The 24979-nt window shown below is 63.9% G+C and carries 18 protein-coding genes; 6 read left to right on the top strand and 12 right to left on the bottom strand.

Annotated elements, in window-relative coordinates:
• Positions 1-96 precede the first annotated feature (96 nt).
• The 4 genes from xylB to ABJF10_RS01610 are packed head-to-tail and all read left to right on the top strand — an operon-like array spanning position 97 to position 3687.
• Positions 97-1599, top strand: a complete 1503-nt coding sequence (xylB, locus tag ABJF10_RS01625) for a xylulokinase (protein ID WP_348542766.1) — start codon at positions 97-99, stop codon at positions 1597-1599.
• The gene (locus tag ABJF10_RS01620) at positions 1599-2156 is read left to right on the top strand and encodes a UbiX family flavin prenyltransferase (protein ID WP_348542765.1); all 558 of its coding nucleotides are present in this window, start codon (positions 1599-1601) and stop codon (positions 2154-2156) included. Before xylB ends, ABJF10_RS01620 begins: the two co-directional genes overlap by 1 nt.
• The gene (locus ABJF10_RS01615; RefSeq protein ID WP_348542764.1) at positions 2153-2809 is read left to right on the top strand and encodes a lysophospholipid acyltransferase family protein; all 657 of its coding nucleotides are present in this window, start codon (positions 2153-2155) and stop codon (positions 2807-2809) included. Before ABJF10_RS01620 ends, ABJF10_RS01615 begins: the two co-directional genes overlap by 4 nt.
• Entirely contained in the window at positions 2806-3687 is an 882-nt protein-coding gene (locus tag ABJF10_RS01610; RefSeq protein ID WP_348542763.1) for a tetrahydrofolate dehydrogenase/cyclohydrolase catalytic domain-containing protein, read from the top strand. The genes ABJF10_RS01615 and ABJF10_RS01610 overlap by 4 nt, the downstream gene beginning before the upstream one ends.
• Before the next feature lie 66 nt (positions 3688-3753).
• Here the strand turns inward: ABJF10_RS01610 and ABJF10_RS01605 are convergent, their stop codons facing one another.
• The 10 genes from ABJF10_RS01605 to ABJF10_RS01560 form a co-directional block, all read right to left on the bottom strand.
• Positions 3754-4770, bottom strand: coding sequence for an MlaD family protein (locus ABJF10_RS01605; RefSeq protein ID WP_348542762.1), 1017 nt, complete (start codon positions 4768-4770; stop codon positions 3754-3756).
• On the bottom strand, positions 4767-5531 hold the full coding sequence (locus ABJF10_RS01600) for an ATP-binding cassette domain-containing protein (RefSeq protein ID WP_348542761.1): 765 nt from the start codon (positions 5529-5531) through the stop codon (positions 4767-4769). The genes ABJF10_RS01605 and ABJF10_RS01600 overlap by 4 nt, the downstream gene beginning before the upstream one ends.
• A gap of 17 nt (positions 5532-5548) precedes the next feature.
• Positions 5549-6337 carry an ABC transporter permease gene (locus ABJF10_RS01595; protein WP_348542760.1) on the bottom strand — a complete coding sequence of 263 codons (789 nt, stop codon included), beginning with the start codon at positions 6335-6337 and terminating at the stop codon, positions 5549-5551.
• Positions 6338-6798: 461 nt separating this feature from the next.
• Positions 6799-8064 (bottom strand): MFS transporter, encoded by a 1266-nt coding sequence (locus ABJF10_RS01590; RefSeq protein ID WP_348542759.1) that lies wholly within the window; start codon positions 8062-8064, stop codon positions 6799-6801.
• Positions 8065-8328: 264 nt separating this feature from the next.
• Positions 8329-9036, bottom strand: a complete 708-nt coding sequence (locus ABJF10_RS01585) for a histidine phosphatase family protein (protein WP_348542758.1) — start codon at positions 9034-9036, stop codon at positions 8329-8331.
• Between the two features lie 58 nt (positions 9037-9094).
• Positions 9095-12103, bottom strand: a complete 3009-nt coding sequence (locus ABJF10_RS01580) for a PVC-type heme-binding CxxCH protein (protein ID WP_348542757.1) — start codon at positions 12101-12103, stop codon at positions 9095-9097.
• The gene (locus ABJF10_RS01575; RefSeq protein WP_348542756.1) at positions 12048-12926 is read right to left on the bottom strand and encodes an amidohydrolase family protein; all 879 of its coding nucleotides are present in this window, start codon (positions 12924-12926) and stop codon (positions 12048-12050) included. Before ABJF10_RS01575 ends, ABJF10_RS01580 begins: the two co-directional genes overlap by 56 nt.
• 4 nt (positions 12927-12930) lie before the next feature.
• Positions 12931-13713, bottom strand: coding sequence for an amidohydrolase family protein (locus ABJF10_RS01570; RefSeq protein WP_348542755.1), 783 nt, complete (start codon positions 13711-13713; stop codon positions 12931-12933).
• Positions 13714-13773: 60 nt separating this feature from the next.
• Positions 13774-18207: a PVC-type heme-binding CxxCH protein gene (locus ABJF10_RS01565; RefSeq protein WP_348542754.1), complete on the bottom strand. Its 4434-nt coding sequence runs from the start codon at positions 18205-18207 to the stop codon at positions 13774-13776.
• A 104-nt stretch (positions 18208-18311) separates the two neighbouring features.
• Positions 18312-19829, bottom strand: a complete 1518-nt coding sequence (locus tag ABJF10_RS01560) for a hypothetical protein (RefSeq protein WP_348542753.1) — start codon at positions 19827-19829, stop codon at positions 18312-18314.
• Between the two features lie 101 nt (positions 19830-19930).
• Here ABJF10_RS01560 and ABJF10_RS01555 point away from each other — a divergent pair, with 101 nt between their 5' ends.
• Entirely contained in the window at positions 19931-20767 is an 837-nt protein-coding gene (locus ABJF10_RS01555) for an AraC family transcriptional regulator (RefSeq protein ID WP_348542752.1), read from the top strand.
• Positions 20768-20798: 31 nt separating this feature from the next.
• Here ABJF10_RS01555 and ABJF10_RS01550 read toward each other — a convergent pair whose 3' ends face one another.
• The gene (locus ABJF10_RS01550; RefSeq protein ID WP_348542751.1) at positions 20799-21440 is read right to left on the bottom strand and encodes a M15 family metallopeptidase; all 642 of its coding nucleotides are present in this window, start codon (positions 21438-21440) and stop codon (positions 20799-20801) included.
• Positions 21437-22060, bottom strand: coding sequence for a DUF1080 domain-containing protein (locus ABJF10_RS01545; RefSeq protein ID WP_348542750.1), 624 nt, complete (start codon positions 22058-22060; stop codon positions 21437-21439). Before ABJF10_RS01545 ends, ABJF10_RS01550 begins: the two co-directional genes overlap by 4 nt.
• Before the next feature lie 321 nt (positions 22061-22381).
• Between ABJF10_RS01545 and ABJF10_RS01540 the strand changes: the two genes are divergently transcribed.
• On the top strand, positions 22382-24979 hold a 2598-nt coding region (locus ABJF10_RS01540), incomplete at its 3' end, for a PVC-type heme-binding CxxCH protein (protein ID WP_348542749.1).

Here is a 24979-nt window from a genome sequence, read left to right as displayed (position 1 = left end):
TCAGGTTTCGGATTTGGGGATTTGGGATTTAACCTCACCAGTCCGTGGATGACGATTGCTTTTCAATCCGAAATCCGAAATCTGCAATCTGAATCCATGATCTCACTCGGTATCGACAGCGGCACGCAAAGCACCAAAACGATCGCGCTCGACCTCGATTCCGGCAAAATCCTCGCCGCCGCGGCCCACAGCTACGGTTTCGTCGAGGGCCTTCCGCCCGGGCATCTCGAACAGGAACCCCAGCAGTGGGTGGATGCCGTGGACATCACGGTGCGGGCCGTACTGGAGAAGCTCGGCAAGAAGCGGGACGCGGTGAAAGCGATCGGCGTGAGCGGCCAGCAGCACGGGTTCGTACCCCTCGACAAGAAGAACAAGGTCATCCGCCCGGCCAAACTGTGGTGCGATACCTCGACCGCCGAGCAGTGCGCGCAGTTCGAGGAGGAATTTGGCGGCGCCGATGAACTGATCAAGCTGGCCGGCAATGCCATCCTCCCCGGCTATACCGCGCCGAAAATCCTTTGGCTGAAGCAGAATGAGCCTCGCAACTACAAGGCGCTCGCCACCGTCCTGCTCCCCCACGATTACCTCAACCTGCACCTGACGGGCGAACGCGGCATGGAGTACGGCGACGCCTCCGGCACCGGCCTGCTCGATGTGCGGGAGAAGAAATGGTGCGAGCCGCTCATCGAGTTCATCGACGCGGATCTCCTGCAAGCCCTGCCGCCGCTGGCCAGTTCGCGCCGGGCGTTTGGCCTGCTGCGCGAGAACCTGCGCGAGGCTTGGGGACTCTCCAAAGGCGAAGTGACCGTGAGCGCCGGCGGCGGCGACAACATGATGGGCGCGATCGGCACCGGCAACGTCCAGCCCGGCGTGGTCACGGTGAGCCTCGGCACCTCGGGCACGGTCTACGCCTTTGCCGACAAGCCGGTCATCGATCCCCAGGGCGAAATCGCCGCCTTCTGCGACAGCACGGACCGCTGGCTGCCCCTGGCCTGCACCATGAACGTCACCGTGGCCACCGAGCAGGTCTGCCGGATGTTCGGCTGGTCGCACGAGGAGCTGGAGAAGAATGTGAATTCCGCGCCCGCCGGCAGCGGCGGCCTCCTCTTCCTGCCTTACCTCAACGGCGAACGCACCCCGAACCTGCCCAATGGCAGCGGCGTCCTCCACGGCATGAAGACGGAAACCATGACGCCCGCCTATCTCGCCCGCGCGACGATGGAAGGCGTGACGCTCGGCCTCGGCTACGGCCTGAGCCGCTTCCGCGAACTCGGCATCCAGCCCACGGAAATCCGACTCACGGGAGGCGGCAGCAAGAGCGCCGTGTGGCGCCAGATCGCCGCGGATATTTTCGGCGTACCCACCATCTGCCTCGTTTCCGCGGAAGGCGCGGCCCTCGGAGCGGCCTTGCAAGCCGCCTACGCGAGCAAGGTGGCGCTCGGCGACCCCACGACCTTCCGCGAACTCGCGGAGAAATTCGTGAAGCTCGACGAATCCACGCGCGCCAAGCCGAACTCCGATCACAAGGAACTCTACGCCGAACTCCTCACCCGCCAGGGCGATCTCACCCGCCGGCTCCACGCGGCGGATTACTTGTAATGAAACTCGTCCTCGCCGCGACGGGCGCGAGTGGTGCCATCTATCTCCAGCGCTTGCTCGACCAAATCGACCCCGCTGCCCACGAGATCCATCTCGTCTTTAGCAACTACGCGAAACAGGTGATCAACGAAGAGCTCGGCGGCGAACTCCTCGTCGCGAACGGCATCCACCAGCACGGCGACAAGTCGATGAACGTCCCGTTCGTCAGCGGCTCCACCCGGTTCGATGCCATGGTCGTCGTCCCTTGCTCCATGGGCACGCTCGGGCGCATCGCCGCCGGCACCAGCGAGTCGACCATTCTGCGCGCCGCGGATGTCTTCCTCAAAGAACGCCGCAAGCTCATCCTCGTGCCGCGCGAGACGCCGTGGAATCTCATCCACGCGCGCAATGTCGTCACCGTCATGGAAGCGGGCGCCATCGTGTTGCCCGCCTCGCCGGGCTTCTATTCGAAGCCGCAGACGATTGAAGAGGTGGCCGATACCGTCGTCGTGCGCATTTTGGATCAACTCGGACTGCCCGCCCCGGGCGCGTTCCGCTGGGCGGAGAGCGCGGAGTGAAGCCCGCGACCAAGGCCAGGCTCATCGCCCTCGTCGGCGGCTGGATCGTGAAGGCGCTCTGCTTCACCCTGCGCTTCCGCATCCAGGACCCCGGCGGATTCCTGAAGATGCCGCACACGGTGAAGATGACCGGCATCTTCTGGCACAATACCCTCTTCATCATCCCCTGGTTTTACTCGCGCTACATGTCGCGGCGGGATTGCCCGCGCCACTCGAAAGCCCTGACCAGCGCGAGCAAGGACGGGGAAATCCTCGCCGCCTTCCTCGCGCGTTTCGACATCGGGGCAATCCGCGGCTCCAGTTCGCGGCGCGGTGCCGTGGCCATGCTCGAGATGGTGCGCACCTCCGAGGCCGGCTACGACATCGCCATCACGCCCGATGGCCCGCGTGGTCCCAAGTATCAACTCAACCCCGGCGTCATCACCCTCGCACAAAAGGCGCAGATCCCGGTGCTCGGCTTCGGCATCTTTTACTCGAGCTACTGGGAACTCAAGAGCTGGGACGCCTTTCGCATCCCCAAGCCCTTTGCTACCGTGGATATCCACATACTGCCCTTGGAAACCATTCCCGAAACGGATACTCCCGAAGCCTTCGAAGCCCAACGCGCGCGCCTTGAGAAAATGATGCGCGAAGCCAATCATGTCGACCTATGACGCTCATTGACGGAAAAGCCATCGCCCAAAAAACGCACGCCGCCAGCAAGGCCGCCGTGGCCGCCTTGCAAGCGCGCGGCGTCACGCCCGGCCTCGCCGTGGTGCTCGTGGGCGACGATCCCGCCTCGCGCGCCTATGTGCGCTCGAAGGACAAGATGTGCCTCGAACTTGGCATGCACTCGGTGAAGCACGAACTCCCCGCCGATACCGCCCAGGCCGACCTCATCGCGTTGGTCCAAAAGCTCAACGACGATCCCAGTATCCACGGCATCCTCGTGCAATCGCCACCGCCGCCGCACATCAATGAGCGCGCCATCATTGAGACCATCGACCCTCGCAAGGACGTGGACGGCTTCCATCCCATCAACGTGGCCAAGCTCGCGCTGGGCGATGCCGATGGCTTCGTGCCCTGCACCCCGCTCGGCTGCCAGCGCCTGCTCATCGAAAGCGCCATCGAGACCGCCGGCGCGAATGTCGTCGTGCTCGGCCGCTCGATGATCGTTGGCAAGCCCCTCGCCCTGCTCCTCATGAACAAGGGTAAGGGCGGCGACGCCACCGTCACCGTCGCCCATTCGCGCACGAAGCATCTCGCCGAGGTCTGCCGCGGCGCCGACATCCTCATCGCCGCCATCGGCCGCCCCGAATTCGTCCGCGCCGACTATGTCAAAGACGGCGCCGTCGTCATCGACGTCGGCATCAATCGCGTCGAGGACCCGACCTCACCCAAGGGCTACAAGATCGTTGGCGACGTGGCCTTCGCCGAAGTCGCTCCGAAGTGCCGCGCGATCACGCCCGTTCCCGGCGGCGTCGGCCCCATGACCATCGCCATGCTCATGGCGAACACCATCGCCTCGGCGCAGCGATTCGCCGCCTCGTAGAGACTCCCTCAAGGCGGCTCTGTCCTCGCGTGTCATTCTGAGCGGAGTCCGCTTTTGTGCCGATACCTACCGCGCGGGCGTCTTCTTCTTCGGCACCGGTGTCGCCCGTGTCGCCCGCGCGGCCTTCGGCTCGTCGTACTTCTTCGTCGTCGGCCAGATGAGGCGCCAGGGCTGGTGCTTCACCGTGTCGCTGGCCTGCTCGAGGTTGCCGCCGATGGTGGTGAATTGCTGGCCGATCGTCGTCAGCGAATGGTTCAGGTTGTCGGAGGCTGCCCGGAAGTTGCGCAAGATGACCGTGGCGTCATTATTCGCGGTGAGTTCCGCGGTGAACTTCTCGGTGTTCTTGAAGGTCTTGGACAGCGAGCCGTCGGGGCCGGTGATCTCGGCGAGGTGATTGAGCGATTGCCCCAGCTTCCCTTGGTCGCTGGTGAGGGTCTCGATGTTTTGCAGCGAGTGGCGCAGCGCGCTATCGTAGCCACTGATTTCATTGAGGTTGATCCCGAATTGCTTGAGCTCCTGGAAGGCCTCCGGCAGGTCGGCGCCTTCGGCGGTGAGCTTGGAGAGATTCTCGGAAGTCTTTTGCAAGCTCTCCAGCGTGCCGGTCAGTTTGCCGAGGACGGGATCGAGTCTTTCCATGACGAGCGGCGCGAGGTCGGAGAGACTGGCCGCGCGCTCGCCGATGAAGTGTTTGCCGTCGGAAGCCAGCCCGCTGGACTCATCGCCGCTGGAGAAATCGATGACCGATTCCCCGAGCATCGTCGGCTGCGTGATCTGGACTTTCACCGTGTTGAAAATCTTGGCCGAGGAATTGACCTGCACTTCGATGAGCGTCTCCAGCTTGGGATTGGGCCGGTCTTTCTCCAGCACCGGCGAGTAGAGTTCTCGCACCTGCCCGATCTTGCGGCCCGCCAGCAGCACCTGCGCGCCCGGCTTGATGCCGGCGGCGTTTTCAAAGTAGATGCGGAACTTTTTCTGCGGAGTGAACACGCCCGGCGCACCGAGATAGATGAGCACGGCGACGAGCGCGGCGAGCGAGAGCACGACGAGCAGACCGGTGCGGATTTCGTTGCGGACGATGTTCATGTGATCTCTTGGGGCAGACCTTCGAGCAGGGGGCCTTTGGTGTCGCCGGAAATAAATTGGGCGACGACCGGGTCGGAGCTCCGCTTGAAGTTCTCGGGCGTATCGTCAGCAATAATCCTGCTCTTGTAGAGCATGGCCATGCGGGTGGCGATGCGAAAGGCGCTTTCCATCTCGTGCGTCACGACGATGGAGGTGGCGCCAATCTTTTCGCTGAGGCTGATGATGAGCTGGTCGATGAGCGTGCTGGTCACGGGGTCCAGCCCTGCGCTGGGCTCGTCGTAAAGAATGAGCTCGGGGTCCATGATGATCCCCCGCGCAAGGCCGATGCGCTTGCGCATGCCGCCGCTGAGCTCGCTGGGCATCTTGTCGCGGGCCTCGGCCATGCCGACCAGTTCGAGCTTTTGCATGACCATGGCGTCGATCTCGGCGCGCGTATTGGTGGTGAGCTCTTCCAGGGGCAGGGCGAGATTGTCGCGCACGTTCAGCGAACTGATGAGCGCGCTGTATTGATAGACCATGCCGATGCGCTGGCGCATCTTGTTGAGCCGGCGGCGGCCCATGCGCGTGACTTCGAGGCCCTTGAACTGAATGGAGCCGCTGTCCGGCTTGAGGATGCCGAGGATGAGCCGCAGCAGCGTGCTCTTGCCGCTGCCGGATTGACCGAGGACGACGAGACGTTCGCGCGGAGCGATGGACAGGTTGACGCCGGAGAGGATCTCCTTGTCGTCAAAAGAGAGGTGCACCTCCTTGAGTTCGATCATGGGAGCGGCATCCGTCGTCATTTGTCGAAGAGGGCGACGAGCACGATATTGAAGAGGGTATCGAAGCCGATGACCGTGGTGATCGCGGTGACCACGCTGGAGGTGGTGGCGGTGCCCACACCCGCCGCGCCGCCGCGCACGGTCAGCCCCTTGTAGCAGGCCACCAGGCCGATGATGAGCCCGAAGAAGAAGCTCTTGAGCACGCCGGCCACGATGTCGCGAATGATGAGACTGTCGAGCGCACTATCGGCGAAGCCCTGCAGGGGGATATCGAACGCCCAGCTCGAGATGATCGCGCCGCCGAGCATGGCCATGGCGCTGGAAATCACCGACAGGCAGGGCAGGAGGATAAAGACGGCGAGCACGCGCGGGCTCACCAGCAGCCGCAGCGGGCCGAGCCCCATGGCTTCGATCGCCTCGACTTCCTCGGTGACCGTCATCGTGCCGAGCTCGGCCGTGTACGCGGCACCGACCCGGGCGGCCACCATGATCCCCGTCATGAGCGGACCGAGTTCGCGGGTGAACCCGATGGCGACCAGCGAAGGCACCAGGCTTTCCTGCCCGTAGGGCCGAAGCTGATAGCCGGTGAGCAGCGCCATGGTGAGCCCGATGAAGAACGACACCAGGGCCACCAGCGGAATGGAACCCACTCCGCTGCGGTCCGTCTGCTCGAAGAAAATGGACATCCGGAAGGGAAACCGCCCGCGCATCATGTGGTCGCCCATCTCCTCCACCGTGTGAATCAGCAACCACACGATGCTACTCAGGTGCTGGAGCGCCGAGCGAACCATCGGAAAGAGGATCATGCGCGGGGAGTTTCTGTCGGGGAGCGGCTGGTGTCCAGCGAATCGCCGGGAGGCATGCCGAGGGTAGCATCTCACGCCGATCAACCAAAGAAAAAGCTTGACATTTTCCTATTATGATGCGAGTATGGCGCGTGAAAAGGCCGGAATGGTCGGCGGGCTCGGCTGGGGAGAGAGAGGTTCTTTGATAAATCCAAGCGGGATCTGACTTGATGCAAATCAGATGCAGTAATGCACCTGTGAACGCTTCCGGGTAGGCGGTCGATAGCCTTGATCGGGCTGCCTGCCGGACAGAGGAAGGCGGAGACCGGTCAAGGCCGATCAAGCCCAGTCAAGGCTGGTAAAGGCTCAATTTTTTCCCGTCTGAGCGTTCCGGCGGACTGCGCGCAGGTATGGATAATGCCATTCAGTGGCATTTAGAAACGATGAGCCGGCAAAGGCATCTGTGACCTTCTGGCCGTGGCTTACACCCGCACCGGGTCCGGCTTCGGGATAGGCGTCAACCGGGTTTCCAGCAACTTTGACGACTTGCTGAAGACCAGCGTCGTCACCGCGGCGGCCAGGCCGAGGGCAGCGCAACCGAACCACGGATAACGCGGATCGAGTTCGAAAAGACGGAAGCCGAATTGCGGACCGAAGATGCCGGCGCCGTTCCACGCGAGCGCGAGGATGCCCATGTAACGTCCGCGCAGCTGCTCCGGCGCGATGCGGGCCACGACGGCGCTGGTAGTCGGCGCGCTGATCATTTCGCCCACCGTAAAAATGGTCATGGCGAGCAGCAGGGTGGGGATGGTGTGGCACCACGCATTGAGCCCAAAGCCGAGGCCGATGAAGGTATAGCCGAGCGCCATCACGCGCCGTGCGTCGAAGCGCAGGGTGAGGGAAGTCAGCGGCAATTCCGTGGTCACGACGAGCACGCCATTCCAGGCGATGAGCAGGCCGTAGACGGTTTCCGGTCGAAGGTGGAATCCGAAGGCATCGAAGGTGAGCCCCAGGCGCATGATATGCAGCGAATAGGTCGAGCCGAATTGCACGAACACCACGGACGACAAGAGCGTCGCGATCCACAGTGACTGAAAGAGATAGTCGCGTTTCAGGGCCTGGAAGGCGTCGCGCCACGGCGCGTTCTTCGTCTGCCCGCGCAAGCCATGCGGCAGCCACAGGATGGCGATGACGCCGTAGAGGGCGGTGGTGAAAGCATCGCCGGCGAAGAGCCAGAACTGCGAATGATTGGCCAGCAGGCCTCCGACGGCGGCGCCGCAGCCGAAGCCCGCGTTGGCGGCGAGCCGGAAAGCGGAGTAGGCGCGGACGCGAAGTTCGTTGGGCACGATGTCCGCCAGCAACGCGCTGGCCGCGGGGTGATATACCCCGGCGGTCAGGCCGGCGAGCATGGTGCACGCGACGATCGCGGGCAGCGCAGTCATCGTGTAAAGGAGCAGCATGGCGGCGGCGGTGCTGAAGGTGCCGAGCACGATGGTATTGCGTCGCCCGATGTGATCGGACAGCCAGCCGCCGACCGCGCTGCCGAAGATCGCGCCACCACCGAAACCACTCACCGCCCACGCCGCTTCCGTGAGCGTGTGCCCCTGGCGGGTGAGATAGATGGTGAGAAACGGCCAGACGAAGGTGCCGAAGCGGTTGATGAACGTCCCGGCAAAAAGCACCCAGAACGACCGCGGCAAAGCGCGCAGGTCGCTGATCATGGATTGGGGTTGGGTGGGCGTGTTCATGAGCCGGGTTCGTCACACCAAATAAAAAACCCTGACACCTCTCGGTGGTCAGGGTTGCATTCGGCGGTCTGGAGTAGTGGGACTAGTCAGTCATCGAAAAACAACCCTGGGTGGGTCGAACATTGCGCTGGGCGACGTAAAGGTTAACGCGGGAAAACATTCCCACGCGCGCAGAGTACGCCTGCCAGCCGGCAAAAGCCGGGAGCGGGTGCGTGGTGGAATGTTTCGAGGTCATGAGTGAGGGTGGGCAGCGTGACGTGTTAGTTAATGTGGGTCAAGCGGGGAGTGAGTCGGGGTCGGGTTGTGCCACCATTTCGAGAGGCGCGCGGTGGGCACGGCGGGAATGGCCAGGCCGGCTGCCGTGTAATGCGATGTGTCGTTGAAGAGGGTGAGACGCGCGCGGACGGAATCCTTGAAATCGACGATGTTTAGCGCGGCGGGATTTTGATCGAGGTTGTCCCGATAACGACGCGGGTCAAAGCCGAGCAAGGAGCTGAGCAGCAGCCGGATCGTCGCCTTGTGCGAAACGATGATGATCTGCGAGCCGGCGTGCGCCCGAACGATCTCGAGCAGGGCCGGCAGAGCGCGCGCCGTGACCGCGAGCCCGCTCTCCCCACCCACAGGCGCAAAGGTGTAAGGATCTTCTTCCCAAGCGGCGGCCTCCTGCGGATAGCGTTCGTCCACTTCGCGCCGCGTCATTTGCTCCCAGTGGCCATGCGAAATCTCGCGCAACCCCTCGCAGGGTTGCACGGGGAGTTCATGCGGTTCGGCGAGGAGGCGCGCGGTCTCCATGGTGCGTCCCAAAGTAGAGGCCCAGACCGCGGCGACTTTCTCGGTGCTCAGTCGCACGGCGAGCCGCCGGGCTTGTTCGCGACCTTCGTCGGAAAGGGGCACATCGGTCGCGCCGGCAAAACGATCCTCGGCGGAAAGCGTGGTGGCGCCGTGGCGAATGAGAAAGATGCGAGTGTTCACAACGCATTATGTTCTGCACGGTGCGCCAAACGACAAGTCTATCCGCGCTCCGCTGCCGTCAGGGAGCATCGCGCAAATAGGCGATCAAGTCGGCCATTTGCTGCACGCTCACGGCGGCTTCCAGGCCTTCCGGCATCGGCGAGCTGCCGGTGGCCTTGAGCGTGGCGATCTCGCTCCGCGCGAAGCTCTGCTCCGTGCCATCGAGACTCTTCAAGGTTACGCCGGTCTCCGTCTCCGCGGCGATGATGCCCGCGAGCGCGCGCCCGTCCTTCAATTCCACGGCGTAGAGCATGAAATTCGGTGCAACCTCGCGATTTGGGTCGAGGATATTGGTCAGCAATTGCTCGGGCGACCACGCGCCGATGGTGGCGAGGTTCGGGCCGATGTCGCGGCCCTCGTCACCTTTGCGGTGACAGGTGGAGCAGATGGCCCGATAGATCTCATGTCCCTTGGTGGCGTCGCCGCGCAGCGCGAGCACGGGCTGGTAACGCGTGATCACCTCCTGCCGCGAACCCGCGGAAACAAAGAGCTTCCCGGCGCGCTCGCGGAGAATCGGGTCGGGAAATCGCTGGAGGGTTGCGCGTACGGTGGGGCTGAGTTCGGCGGGTTTGATCTGTTGCTTTTCGACGGCCACGAGCAACGGTTCCACCCATTCCTTGCGCGAGGTGAGCACCCCCACGGCCGCTTCGCGCGCGGCGGGCGTCAAGGTGGGCCAGGCGTTGAGGAGCGTCGCGGCGACACCGGCGTCGCGCCTGTCTCGCAGTAATTGAATGAAGGCGATGCGGACCGGTTCCGGCTGATTCGGCTGGAGCAGCTTTTCCGCGAGCGCCTGGAGCGCAGGGAAATCCGCGAGCGCGAGGAGATCGACGGATTGTGTGCGCTGATCGATCGGTGCGGCGGTGTCCAAGGCGGAGTTTTGCGCTCTGTCGACGACGGTGAGCAGCCACCTTAGCCCATCAAACGATGCGAATGCCGTGGGCGTCTGGCCGTGTCGCGCGAGGCCTTTTGCCAGGCCAAGCGCACCGGCCCGCGCAGACGCCACGTGAGTGGCGGCTTCCCGTTCCAAGGCGTCGAGGAAGGTGCGACATTCTTCTTTGTTGGCTCCGGCCCCGACAATCGCGCCGACATCGCGGACAAAGGTGGCGGCATCCGCGGAATCCGGACTGCGCAAGACCGCCCTCGCGACCTCCACGATGTGTGTGCCGGCGCTGCTCAGGATGGCGGTGCGTATCCACGGGTCGGCAAGATCGTGCGCGGCCAAGGCGGCGAGTGCCGCGCCTGCAGCATCCGACACTTCGCCGAGCGAGAGCGCGGCCTGATAACGGACGCCCTTGGATGCGTCTTCCGTCAATCGCGCAACAGTAGCCCGCAACGCCTCCGATGCTTTCAATCGCGGCTCGGCGAGTAGCACGGCTGCCCGGCGCAGGTGTTCGTCCGCGTCGCGCGTCGCTGCGAGCAGATCGTCTTCATTCAAGGCGCCCAGGCCATCGAGCGTCCACAGGGCGTGCAGCCGCGCGAGAGCGTTGGCGTGTTGCGTTATCATCACGCGCAGTGCGGGCACGGCGCTTTGATCCTGCCGCTCAAAGAGCAGGCGCTGGGCGGTGTCGCTGTGCCAGGCGTTGGGATGGGCGAGCAGCGCGACGAGTTCCGCGGTGCTGGCCTGGCTCAGGCGCGGAGCGGGTCGCGGCCTGAATCCCGGCGGCGCCAGGCGATAGAGGCGTCCGCGATCACGCCCGCGTTCGAGATCCAGTGCGGCGTGAATGTCCTCGGGCAGGCTCCACGGATGCTCAATCACCTCGCGATACATGTCGCAGACGTGCAGGCAGCCATCGGGCGCATTGACGAAGTTCACCGGTCGAAACCAGATGTCGCGGCCGGCGCACCATTCGCGATTGCCGTCCACGCGCGTGCCTTTGAACGTGATGCTGTCGGGAGTCGTGGCGAGCCGGTAGAACAAGTTCCCCGCGACATCGGCCACGACGAGGTTGTTGCGAAACTCCGCCGGATACCCATCGCCGCGATACGCCGTGATGCCACTCGAGGAAGTCACCACGCCGGATCCGATGAGTTCGCTGCGCGGCATGTGCGCGGTCACCGTGGAATCCGCGGACCAGCGTTTCGCCCGCAACTCGCGCCACGCTTCGGGCGGGCTGGCGCGAAAGACGGGAAGCTGGTCGCCGGCTTCCGCGACATCGGCGAGCGCGCTCACCGCCGGCAAATAGGGATTGCGCGCGAGGTAACGGCTCTCGATCGCGACGTGTTGTGCGGGGTTACGGATATTGCAAAGGAAGCGGTTCCCGTAGTCGTCGCGCGTATTGCCGTAGCGGGCGCCTCCGCTCACCGCCTCCAGTGTCATGTCGCGCGGGTCGAGCCGCAGGTCCGCACGGCGCAGGCTCAAGGGCTTCGATTCGGGATGAGTGAGATTCTGGATATCGCCGCCATTGCTGCCCCCGGCGATGTAGAGCCGGTTGTCCAGCGCCCAGAGAGGATTGTTCATCACCGCCTGCACATTGAATTTCCGAAATCCGGTGAAGAGCTTTTGGTGAACGTCGGCTTTGCCGTCGCCCTTGGTGTCCTTGAAGTACCAGATGTCGGGCGTGGCGGTGACGATGATACCCCCCTTCCAGCAAGCGATGCCCGTGGGCCACGAGAGGCCCTCTGCGAAGATCGTGCTGCGGTCGAACTTCCCGTCGCCATCGTCGTCGATGAGCAGGCGGATCCGGCCGATCGCCGCATCGGTCGGATTTTCCTGGCTGGGCTTGTGGTGCGCCTTGTCGGTGTAGGGATAGTCGACCATCTCCGCGACGTAACAGCGCCCATCTTCATCGTAGGCCATGGCCACCGGGCTCGCGACCATCGGTTCGGCGGCAAGCAATTCCATGCGGAAACCGTGCAGGGTCTGGAATGTTTTCTCCGCCTCCGCGGGCGGGGTCGGCGGGACCGATGGGAACTTCAGCGGTTCCGCACCAATCGCCGCGAGCGCGAGAAGCGCGGCGAGTGCGATGAAGCAATTACGCACCCAGAAAGCGCTGGGCGTTGGCTTGGGTGATGGCGTCGAGTTGGGCATCGGTCAGTTCGGATTCCCGGAGTTTGAGTTTCGCGGATTCGAAGTAGAAAACGGGCGCGTACGAACCGAAACAGAGCCGGTCCACCGGGAGTTCCGCGAGTGTGGCCTCCAGGCCGGCGATGCCTTCGATCATGGCGATGTCCAGATAGACGCCGGTCTTTTGCAACGTGAGCAGGACCGGTTTCCCGGCGGCGACATGCGGCCAGTTGAGGATCATCACCCGTGCCCCCGGCGTTGCTTCGAGGGCACGCGGCAGCGGGGCGATATCCACCGGTGGAACGCGTAGCAATGGGTTCTGCGTCCGCTCGTCTTCGAGGCTCACCACGATCTGCACCGCCAACCGGTGCGACCCCGCCAGCTTGAGCAGTTCCGCGAAGCGCGGGTCGTCGAGTTTATAGCCGTGGTAACCAGGGAGGAGGCGCAGACCGCGCATGCGATGTTGCGTGGCGCAGGCTGCGACGTCGGCTTCCCAACGCGGGAGGGAGAGATTCACGATGCCGATTGGCTCGAAGATCGGGAACCGCTGGCCCGTCTCGGCGAGCCGCGCATTCACGCCGCCGATGTCCTTGTGCAGCATGCCATCAAACGACGACACCCAGGCGCGGGTGACGCCATTTTGCGTGAGTTTCGCCGCGAGCGCGGCGGGCGTTTCCAGCGTCAGGCGCCGGACGGGCCATTGATCGAGCCAGGCGTTGGTGTCGATCAGCGAGGTCCGTCGCTCAGCAGTCTGCGCGGCATGGATCCGCGTTCCAGTAAGCAGGCCTGCCGCCAGCGCGCCCCGCAGAAAATCCCGCCGCGGAAGTGTGATCGAGGAATCGCGCATGGGACTAGAACTTGATGCCCTTTGCTTTCAGGATCGGGGTGAGCAGGCGGATGAGATTCTCACCGAAGATCAGTTTCTTCGCTTCCGCCGGGATGTCCGCGCCATGGACCTTGGCGAGTTGCGAGGCGAAACTGCGCCCGCTCGCGTCGCTGCCATAGAGCACGCGCCCGGCGCCGAGTTCGCGCACCGCCATTTCCGTGTAGCCGGCCACTGGATCTGACCCAGCGAGGTCGGCGAAGGTATTCTTGAGCGGAGCGATGGCGCGGATGCCCTGCTCCCAGTCACCCCCGGTATGACCGCACACCAAGGGCATGCCGGAATGGCGTTGTGCGAGTTCGGCGAAATCGAGCGGAGTCGATTCACCCGGATAGTTGGCCATGACCTTGAGCCATGTGTGCTGGAAGACGAGGGCCTGCAACTCATGCGCGCGCTCGACGAGGCGATCGACTTCCGGCGTGTTGCAATGCTGCGCGACCCACAGTTTGACGCCCACCATTGGGCCGTCCTTCACGCACCGATCCAGTTCGGCGAGGCTCTCCTCCACGTGTTTCGGGTTGAGATAGACGAACCCGAGCAGTCGATCCGGCCATTTCGGCAGCACGCTGAGCACTTGATCGTTCTCGGCGCGAAACTTATCCGGCGCCGGATCCTGCGACCACGGAAAGCCCATATACAGGCACAGGCGCTCGATGCCCATGCGGTCGGCCACGCGCAGGAGCTTTTCCGCGCGTTGCTCGGCGGTGAGTCCAGTGGAGGCAAAATGCGTATGGAGATCCCAGATGCGCATGGGGGAGGGGCGGCAGCATAACGACCCACGCACGGCGCGGCAAGGATGGCGGGCATGCCCCTATTTCAACGTCATCAGATACGCAAAGAGATCGCTGACTTGCTGCGGAGACAGGCTGTCGAGCAGGCCTTCGGGCATCATGCCGCGGCGCAGAAATTTGGTGTCGCGGACGTCGCTGCGCGGAATGCGCTGATCTTCCGTGCCGGGCAGGCGCAGCACCACGGCGTCCTTGTCCTCACGCACGAGGAAACCTTCGCGAATGCCGCCGTCACGGAGGTTCACGCGGAAGATGTGATACGCGCTTTCCATCGAGGCATTCGGGGTAATTAGCCGGCGCAAAAGCGCTTCCTGCCCCATCGCGCCTGCGCCGCTGATGTTTGGCCCGATGTTGCCGCCCTGGCCGTTGATGAGATGGCAGGCCATGCACAGCGCGGTGATCTGCTTGCCGCTGGCGGCGTTGCCGGGTTGGTTGGCCAGCGCGCGGTATTTGGCGAATTTCGCGTCGAGCGCCGCGGCTTCGTCCGCGGTGAGGATGGGCGGGAGATCGCTCGTCTTGGCGACATGCGCGCCTTTTTGCAATGCGCCCCAGTCGCCGCCGCCCGTGTTGTAGAAGACAAGGCTATCCGGCTTGGGCGCGCCGAAACCGCGGTCGAAGTCGCGCCGGATTTCCTCCGCAGTGCGCGCGCGATTCCAGAGCCGATACTCCGCGAACGAGCCTTGCGTCCCGCCTTTGGCGGCACTCCACGCAATGCGCAGATTCTTCAGCGGCCCAGGCGCGGCCTTGAGACCGACGCTGTCGGGTTCGCCGTCGATGTAGAGACTCCAACGGCCTTCCGCGTTGCGCACCGCGGCGATGTGCGTCCACAAGTCAGGAGTGATCGGCTTTTTGGCGACGACCACGTCGCCGAGCGGTGGGAAGGCATAGACGCGCAGCTTGCCATCGAAGAAATTGATATCGATTTGACCTGGCGCCCCAAGAACACCGTCGGCATTGCCGATTTTGCGTCCCTGCGGCGTGAGCCGCACCCACGTTTCCATGGTCATCGGACCATCGAAACTCGTCTTCGTTTCCGTCCACGCTTCCTCGCTGCCATCGAGCACCAGCACCGGACGAAAGAGCGAACCAAGGTTGTCCACCAGTTTGTTAAGGGCCTCGTCTTTCGAGCCGAGCACGGCTTGCAGTCGGTCGAGCGTCGAGCCGTCGAGATCGCCGGTCGGAATCGCGCCCGAGGTTAACGCGGCCACGATCGCGGAAGCGCCGGGCTTGCTTTCGCTGAGCCGGTCGAGCGCCGTGCGGCGCTGCGCCGGAGCCGCTTTCGGATACAGCGCGAGCAACCGCGCCGGTGCGTCCTCGGCCTTCGAAGCGGCGAGCGCCGCGAGCGCATCGTCGCGCAAGAGTGTATCCGAGGAGGTCTCCGCAAGCTTCGCGAACAGCTCGCTGTGCTTGCTCCCAAAGGAAGCCAGCGCTCGCAGTGCCGCGCTCCGACCGCCGGGAGTCGCAGATTCATTTTCCACGATGGAGATCAGCTTCGGCTCCGTCGCCGCGAGGCCGAAAGAGGTGGCGAGACGCGTGCCGAGTTCCTGCGCGGCGGCATCACCGGCCAGCAAATCGCCAGCCGCCTCGGATAGCATCGGCGTGAGTTTTGCGGCGTCGAGCCGCGTTCGCACCGCGAGGAGCGCGTCAAGCGTGGAAACGCGCGTCGTCGGCTTGGCGAGGAGTGCCTTGAGTGCCTCGCCGACCCCGGCCTCATCGGGAAACTGCGCGAGTCGCAAGATCTCTTCCGGCCCCGGTGCGCGCTCCAGTAGCGGCAGCAGCTTCGCGACACGCGCCGCACTTGCCTTCGGGTCGAGCGCGAGCGATGCGAGCAGGCGGTTCTCCGCGGGCGATGCGTTCGCCGCGTCAGAATCCAGGAACTTCGTTACGTTGTCCGGATGCTGTTCGAGGAACATGCGCACGAGATAACGCTCGAATTCGCGATCATATGCTTCGCGTACTTTGATTGGCTTGTTGTTCTTCGTGGAAGGAGCGCTCGGCTCGGCGAGCGGGCCGCGGCCCATCGCGAGGAGAATGTGAAGTGCAGAATCCACGTCTTCGATCTCAAACCCTTTCGTGTCGGCCCCGGATTGCCGCATGACCGCGTCGAAATCCAAATGCCAGGCGAGGCGGCTTTCTGCCGAACGCGCCACTTGCGCTCGCACCTCCGGATCGGAGTCGTCGGCGAGTGGGGCGAGGACCTTCAAACGTCGGTCGGAGGAGACGCGAGCGTGCGTCCCATCGTCCGCCCAAGCGCGGACTGCCTCGCGACGGATGTTGCGATTGGGGCTGTCGAGCAACGGGCGGAGAAGGCTGTCGTCGGCGTGCCGGTTTGCTTCCACCACCCACATCGCTTGAATCCTTCGTTCAGAACTCGCCTTCTCATCCGCCACAATCGCCCGCAGCTTCGGCTCCAGGCTCCCGTCCGCGCGATCACTCAGTGCCTGCCATGCGAGATGGCTCTGCGTGAGCGACTCGCCGCCGAGCTTGGCCAGTAACTCGTCACCACTGGCCTTAGTGAGATCGGGTACGTCGAAGGGTTTCGTGCCGGTGGGCTTGATGCGCCAGATGCGGCCCCGGGTCTTGTCGCGGTCGGGATGGTTGCGCGGGACCTCGTTGTGCGAGATGATCTTGTTGTACCAATCGACGATGTAGAGACAGCCATCGGGGCCGATGCTGATCGCGACCGGGCGGAACCACGGGTCTTCCGAGATGACGAGATCGGCGAGATGCTCCAGCTTCCAGTGCGCGCCGTCGCGGTGCATCTTGATTGCGTTGATGCGATTGGTGATAGGATTCGCCACCAGCATGACGTCGCGCCACGGCTCGGGGAACGGGCCGGCTTTGTCCGTGAGCGCGAGGCCGCTCAGCCCTGTGCCGCCCATGCGGAAATCCGGCGCGGTGCCGGGGAATTCGGGCGCGTAACTTTTCATCTGTTTGTCGGAGCAACCCGGGTAGTTCGCGTACTCGTGGAAGGGCATCACCGGATAGCCATAGTCGTTGGCTTCCTGGATGAAGGCTTCACCCTCACCGTTGAGGACGAGGCCCCAGATATTGCACGGGCCTTGCGAGGTGACGGTGAATTGCGCGCCATCCGGACGAAACTTCCCCATGCGACATTGATCGAACTGGACACCGGCATCCGGCGGATCGCTGGGCCGATGGACCTTGCCGTAGTTGAACGCGCCCTGGGCCAGCCAGATCCAGCCGCCAGGCGCGCGGGTGAACTGGTGCGGCATGAGATGAGAATCCTGCACGCCGAAACCGGTGAGGATGACTTCCGTCTTGTCGGCTTTGCCGTCGCCATCCGTGTCGTGCAGGAACTCGATGTTGTGGCCGTGATGGACGTAGCAACCGTCGCCATAGGGCAGCACGCCGAGCGCGATGGCGAGGCCATCGGCAAAGACGCGCGGTTTGCTCGCCAGTCCGGTCGGCGAGTTCGGGTCACGATCGAAGACGAGCACCTTGTCCTTGCCGCGCCCTGCATACATGGCATCCGTGGCGGCGGCGTTTTCGTTGCCGTCCACGGGATACTCGAGCGCGGTGGTCGTCCACAACCGGCCTTTTTGATCGAAGGCCAGTGGCACGAATTTACCGATGCCATTGGGCACATCTTCGCTGGCCACGAGTTGCACTTCGAAACCCTCCGGAACTTTCAAAGCCGCACGTTCTTCCTCCGCTGTCTTCGCATTGGAAGCGACGGCGTTGTAGCTGATGTCGCGTCCGCCCGCCGCCGGCTTGGCCGCCGCGGGTGCCGGCGCCTCCGCCTTCAATTTCGCGCGCACGCCTTCCACCCCGCCGAGCTTTTCCCAGGTCGGCGCATCCGGTGTGGCCGGCAATTCCTCGATGAAGATGTCCTTGATCTGCACCTTCGTATTGCCGCCCGCATGAATCTGAAACCCGAGAATGCCGTCCTGCGGAATGTTCGGGTCCTCCTCCTTGTAGTCCACGCCCGGCGCGCCATTGATCCACGTGCGGATGCGATTGCCCTCCGCGCGGATCTCATAGTCGTTCCAATCCCACAGGTGAATCGCCGGGTGCACGACCGTCATGTCAGCGGGCGCGATGAACTTATTCCGCCGGCCCTCATCATAAATGCCCGCATACCACGATGGCTCGCCGTAGTCGCACTGGTAGCCGCACACCTCGTGGCCGCTCGGGTTGCGCTGGGTCCGGATCTGCACCCCGCTGTTGATCATGCCCGTCTTCGGATCGCCCGTGAGCTTGATCTTTAGGTGCAGCACGAAGTTCGAGAACGATTTCTTCGAGCACAGAAAATCGTTGTGCGGGATTTTCGTCGTCTCGTCGCCTCCGGTGAGGCAGCCATCCTCCACCTTCCACAGCGCAGGCTCGCGGCTCTCCCAGCCATCGAGCGTCTTGCCATCGAAAAGAGAGACCGGTGCGGCGTCGGCGAGCGCACCGAGGAAGGTCAGGGCAGGAAGGAGGAAGAGGCGTTTCATGATGGGAAAGTTCTGGGGTGGCGAAACGGACAACCGAATGGTGGCCGGATGCTTGGCGTTTGTCAGCCGACGAAAATCCACCACTGGCAGTGCGAAACGGCGCGTTACCAGGTGCTCGGGTCGGGCACCCAATCCTTCGGCAGTGGAGTGGTGTCGATCTGCTGGCTGCCTGCCGGGGGCGAAGCGTCCGGAGCGAGTTCGGTCACCGCGATCACGCCGGGCTGGCCCGCGCTGCGATCATTTGTGATCAGCAGGCGTCCGCTTTCGCCGGTCGGCGCGGCCGGGAGCAAAAGCCGCAGCGTGCGCAGCGTTTGAGGAGACCTTTTGTATACCGCGAAGTTGGTCAGCGCCGTGGTGTCGGGGAAATGATTCAGTTTTTGCACCACGCTTACGCTGGTCGCGAGTGTGGGCCAGAGCGGACGCTCAAAGCCATGGTGGTGAATGCTGATCGCCGCTTCCAGCGTAAGAATGGCGGAACCGGCGACGTAGAGCGCGCCGAGCACCGTGCCCACTCGCCATTTGCGCAAGGCATCCACGGCGAGCAATGCGGCCAGCACGTGCAGCGGAAATGTGCCGAAGAAGTATTGCGGTGCTGCGGGAATCCGCATCGCTCCAAACAGCAGCGCCTGCAAAACGAGCGCGGCGACCAGGACAAGCGTTACGCTCCGGCGCGGCGTCGCGGCCTTTGGCGTACGCACTGTGCGCCAGGCGCTATGGACGGCGACCCCGATTCCAATCCACTCTAACGGGAAGATCAGCATGGAGCATCCCTGCGCGGTCACATGCAGCCAATCCGGAGCGCTGAGTCGCGCGAGACTTTGCAGATAATCCGCACCGCTCAACAACCGCCCACCGAATAGCGGCGCCAGTGCGGAGGCAAGATGCGACCCTCCATGGGGGTAGCCTTTCTGCATCGAGCCGCCGAATCGCATGCAGAGTTGCCCGGCGAATTGCACGAAATAGTAACCGTTGAGCAAAAGCACGATGGCGCCAGCGAAGCACAACCCGCGGCGATCGCTCCACAGAGCCGGGCGGTGTTGCCAGGCCAGCCAGCCCAGCAGGCCGGCGGCGAGCGGCAATGACTGCGGGTGAATCGTGGGAACCAGCACGCTGGTGATCACACAAGCGCGCAGCGACCACGCCCGCCGGGTGCGCAGGAAATCCGCGAAGCTCGCGAGCGCCAACGCCCCGACCGGCATCGCGAAACTCGCGTCCCATAATACCCGGTGATAGGCGACGACGTGCGGTGAGACGAGCACGCCGGCAACAAACCAGCCGGGCAGGGACAGAGTGCGTGACAGCCAGAGCAGAGCGCCTCCCGTCACGCCTGCGCAGAGCAGCGCACGCAGGACGACGAGCGTGAACGGATCGTGCGTGACGAGCAGCAACACCTGATAAATCTGCGTGGGCAGCGGCCCGTAGCGGATGCCGAAGTTGCCGTACAGCCCACCCACGGCGAGCTGATGGTCGTGATTGGCGTGCCACGCCGTGGCGATCAAGCGCGGCTCATCGAGCAGCCACGAAACATCGCCCGGCCAAAGCGCGATGAGCAGCAATGCCAGCACGAGCAGCGACGGCGACAGGAAGTCGCGTCGGAGCGGGTGGGGTGATTCTTCGGCCATGAGCGCACGCTTGCTAGCGGAATGCGCCGCCCGCCGCCACGGCAAATCGCGGTGTGTGTGGGCTCGCGACTTCGCCACCGGGTGCGGTAGTCTCGTCCACGATGTCCCCCAATGCTCCCCTCGCCGAAACCACGATCGATGGCCCACGGACGCGGCGCTGGGTGCTGGAGGCCAGTGCCTGCGCGGAACTCGCGGCCTGCCGCATCGCCCGCGTCGGGCTGGACGATTGCGCGACGCCCTACGCCCGCGTTCGCCTCCGTCCGGCGGGCAGTTTTTTCCTTGAGGCCGCACAAGGCGAGGGGCGCATCCTGCTCGATGGCCGCTGGCAGCGCCTGCGCGCGGGGGAGTTGTGCATGGCGCCACCGCGCGTGTTGAATGCGTTTCACGCGGTGCCTGGCCGCCGCTGGGCTTTCGCCTGGGTGCGCTGCGAGGAACCGCCGTGGATCAAGCCGCTCGTCGGGGCCATTTCGCCCGTGCGCGTGCGCGCCGAGGTAGGCGAAATGTCCCGCGTGATCGGTGGCTTGCGCGATGAATGGGAAGGCGCACGCGATCCGCGCATGGTGCATCACTGGGTCGGTCTGCTGCACGGCTTGCTCCAGCGCCTGGCCCAGCCCTGGCGCGGACAGGAGCGGCTCTGGCGTCTATGGGAAGAAGTGGGACGCGATCCCGCCGCGCCGTGGACGCTGCCGACCCTCGCGGCGCGCGTGCATATGAGCGCCGAGCATCTGCGCCGGCTCTGCCTGCGCGAACTCGGCCGCACGCCGGTGCAGCAGTTGACCTACCTGCGCATGCAGCGCGCGAAAGAATTGCTCGAAAGCAGCGACGACAAGCTGGAGGCCATCGCGCCCACCGTGGGCTACGTCAGCGCGCTCGTCTTTTCGCGTGCTTTTAAGCGCTGGGTGGGCTGCACGCCTTCGGAATATCGCGGGGTGAAGTAGAGCGCGATCCCTCCGCGCTGTTGACCAGGCCTCAGTGCAACGCATCCAGCGGCACATCGAGCGGCGGGTGCTTTTTCCAGTCGCGAAAATCAAAGTGCCACCATTCGAACGGGTAAGGAAGAAAGCCGTGTTTGAGCATCGCCGCTTCCAGCGTTTTCGAATTGTGCGCGGCCTCGGCCGGAATACCAGCCGCCTCACGGTGGGCGCTCTCCGTGAAGTCGTCGAATGGCGTAGGCATTGGCAGTTCATGACCAGCGCGATCCACGATCGTCAGATCGATCGCCGTGCCGCGCGTATGTCTGCCGGCATTGATCGCCGGATTGGAAACGTAGCGCTCATCGTGGATGAGATCCCACATCCGCTGCTGGACCGACAGCGGCCGATAGGCATCGAAGATTTTTAGGCCAAGCCCCTGCGCGGCGAGTTCGTGTTGTACCTCGACCAGCGCCTGCGCGGCGTCGCGCTGGAGATACGCCTTCGCCACGGGATACAGAGTGACGTGCATGAAATTGTTCGGCGTCGCGTAGCGCAGATCGAAGCGGAAGCCCGCGTCCAGCGACGCCAGATCGACCAACTCCCGGACCGCCGGTGCCTGCGCATCGCGCACCACCGGAGGCGGCTCCGCGCATGCCGTCACTGCGGCGCCCAGCAGGAACAGCCACGCCAGCCTCACGGCAGCTCTTCGATCGTGATGTCCTTGTACCACGCCTCGGTCTTGCCGTTGCCGTGGACCTGTATGCCGATCAACCCAGTCTGCTCGATGCTCTCATCCGGCTCGGTGTAATCGACCGTTTGCACGCCGTTGATCCAAAGCTGAATGTGCCGGCCCTCGCAGCGGATGCGATAGTCGTTCCACTCGCCCTTCTTCAGGGTCTTCTCGATCAGCTCCTTGTCCGGCGTCGCGAGCGCTTTCTTGCGGCGCGATTCGTCATAGAGAGAACCGAAGTAGCCGTCGCCCTCGTCCGCCTGGTAACCGATCATTTCGAAATGATTCGGGATGCGCTGGCTGCGGAATTGCACCCCGCCATTCACGAAGCCCTCCGTGCCCACGAGCTTGAATTTCAAGCGCAGCTCAAAGTTCCCGTAGCTCTTGTTCGTCGCCAGGAATTCATTGTGCGGCACCTTCTCCTCGAGCGAGCCGCCGACAAAGGCGCCATCCACGACGCGCCATGTCTTCTCGGTGTCGCCATTCCAGCCGTCGAAGGTCTTGCCATCGGAGAGCGAGACCGGCGCGGCGTGGGCCAGCAGGCTGAAAGTGCAGGTCGCAAGCAAAGCAGGGAGAAACGATTTCATGATGCCGAGCGTGTGAGGATGAACGGGGATTTGCGAGAAGGATTTGAGCCGCGCGAGGGAACGAGTGCCGTGCGACGACTTCGGCAGCAACGATCAGCAGCGAAAGGACCTTTTCATCTTTCTGCTCACCGCTCCGCAGAAAGATGGCGTGGGCAAACGAATCGCCCGGGTTACGCACGTCTTCAGTGTATCGCGAGAAAATAATGTCGCGTTTGCACCGGAATGTTGGCGGGAAAAATCAAGCCAGGATCGTGCCGAGATGCTTCATTGGGCACGATAAACGTCTTCGGCAGCCGCCTTCATCCCCCATTTCGAAATATCATGAAACGTCGTCTTTCCCCTCTTTTTGCCGCGCTCATTTTGTCTGGCTGGATGGCGTCCGTCGAAGCCGCCACCGGCCCACTGCGCATCCTCTTCCTCGGCAGCGAAGCGGCCGGCAGCCGGCAGCATGTGCACGTGCTCATGCGCGAGTTGGGTCGCGAGGCGATTTGGTTCGATTACGCGGATGACGTGCAGACGGTGACGCCCGGGCGGCTGGCGCATTTCGATGCGGTGATCGAGGACGGCGCGACCATCGCGGCGAACGCCCCGCGGCAGGTGGCGAAGATCGATTTTGCCGGCGACGAGAAAGCGTGGGGCACACCGGAATTCATCGGCGCCGTGCGCGCGAAAGTGCTCGCCGCCGTCGGCGATGCGCGCCGCAAGGACTGGGAGATTTTTGTCGCCCAACGCGAGCCGGAGCAGCGCGAGCCGAATCCGTGGGTCGCCAATTACGAGAAGCGCCCGGAGCCACTCACCTTTCAGCACCCGATGAGCGTGCAAGGCAGCATCGAGCGCACGCAAGTGCCGGCGGACATGAAGCTGAAAGTCTTCGCCAGCGAGCCGGACATCATGAAGCCCATCGCCTTCGCGTGGGACGAGCGCGGGCGGCTCTGGGTCGCCGAGACCCGCGACTATCCGCACGGCTACAACCCCGACGGCACGGGCAACGACGACATCAAGATCTGCGAGGACACCGACGGCGATGGCGTCGCCGACAAATTTACGGTCTTCGCCGATCACCTCAACATCCCCACCAGTTTCACTTTCGCCAATGGCGGCATCATCGTCGCGCAGCCGCCGCGCTTTCTTTTCCTCAAGTCGAGCAAGGGCGACGACCATGCGGACATCCGCGAGGAAATCCTCACCGGCTGGGGCATCGGCGACACGCACGGGCAGGCCGGCAATCTCCACTACGGCTACGACAACTGGCTCTACGGCAGCGTGGGCTACGACGGCTTCGACGGCGTGGTAGGGGGGAAGAAAACGAAGTTCACCATGGGCACCTATCGCTTCCGCCCGGATGGCAGCGCGCTCGAGTTCCTGCACCAGTTCACGAACAACACCTGGGCGCAGAGCGCGAACCGGTATGGCGATCAATTCGGCGGCACGGCCAATGGCGCGCCGATCTTTTTCGGCGGCATCCCGGCGTCGGCTTTCCCGACCGGCCTGCGGGCGGTGAGCGCGAAGAAGATCAACACCGAGGACCGCGTCCACACCATCACGCCGAATTTCCGGCAGGTGGATGTCTTCGGCGGTTACACCGCGGCCTGCGGCAGCTCGTTCATCTATTCCGCGAATCTCCCGCCGCGTTTGCAAGGCAAGGCCATGGTTTGCGAGCCCACGATGAAAGTCATCACGCTCCAGGACGTGCAGCCGGATGGCGCGGGCTATGTGGCGAAGGATGGCTTCAATCTCGTGGCCAGCACCGATGAATGGATGTCGCCCGTCTTCGCCGAAGTCGGGCCGGACGGCGCAGTCTGGTTTGCCGACTGGCAGAATTTCATCATCCAGCACAACCCCACGCCGAGCGTCGAGCGCGGTGGCTTCAAGGGCGAAACCGGTCCCGGCGGTGCGCATAAGAACGACCTGCGCGACCATGCGCGCGGCCGCATCTATCGCGTCGTGTGGGATCAGGCGAAGCCCGTGAAGCCATCTCTCGCGGGCGCCTCCACGGCGGACCTCGTGAAGGCGCTCGGCGGCGACACCCAAGACTGGCGGCTCACCGCGCAGCGCCTGCTGGTCGAAGGCAAAAAGACGGACGCCGCCGACACGCTGAAAAAGATCGTCGCGGCCAATGACGGCAACATCGCCGCCGTGCATGCCCTCTGGACCTTGCAAGGCCTTGGCGCCCTCGACGACGCCACGCAGAAAGCCGCGCTCAGTGCGAAAGATTCCGGCCTGCGCCGCAACGCCGTCCGCACGTTGGGCGCCGATGCGAAGGCCAGCGCGCTGTTCTTTGGCACCGGCGTCATCGGCGACCCCGACGCCGACACGCGCCTCGCTGCTCTCGTGAAGCTCGCGGATTTCCCGACCACCCCGCAGATCCAGACCGTCGTGAAAAGTCTCGCCGCCGATCCCGCCGTGAAAGCCGACGAATGGCTCTCCACGGCGTCGAAAATCCTCGCCCGCAGGCACAAGGTGGAAGCGTTCAAGGAAGGGCCGAATCTCCTGCCCAATCCCGGTTTCGAGAATCTCGCCGCCGACGGCCTGCCCGAAGGCTGGGCGCGGCGCGACTACGGCAAGAAGCCCGGCAACGAGAACGCGGATTGGAAAGTCGTGAGCGGCGAGGGCATGGTGCACAGCGGCGCGCACGCGGTGCGGGTCATCACCCACGATGACGCGGACACGAGCCTGCATGCCGATGTGCCGGTGAAGCCCAACACCGAATACAAACTCAGCGGCTGGGTCAAAGCCCACGCCATCCACGGCAAGGTGAGTCTCAATGACAACGTCGGTCGCACGGAGACCGACAAGATTACCCGCGAGAGCGATTGGGTCGAAGTCGAGAGCATCTTCAATAGCGGCCCCAAAACGACCGCGAGCATCAACCTGCTGCACGTGGCCAAGGGCGACGGCTATTGGGACGACGTGAAGCTG

The sequence above is a fragment of the Chthoniobacter sp. genome, from assembly GCF_040003245.1.
Taxonomy (GTDB): Bacteria; Verrucomicrobiota; Verrucomicrobiia; order Chthoniobacterales; family Chthoniobacteraceae; genus Chthoniobacter.
This window is presented reverse-complemented; position numbering and strand designations above follow the sequence as displayed.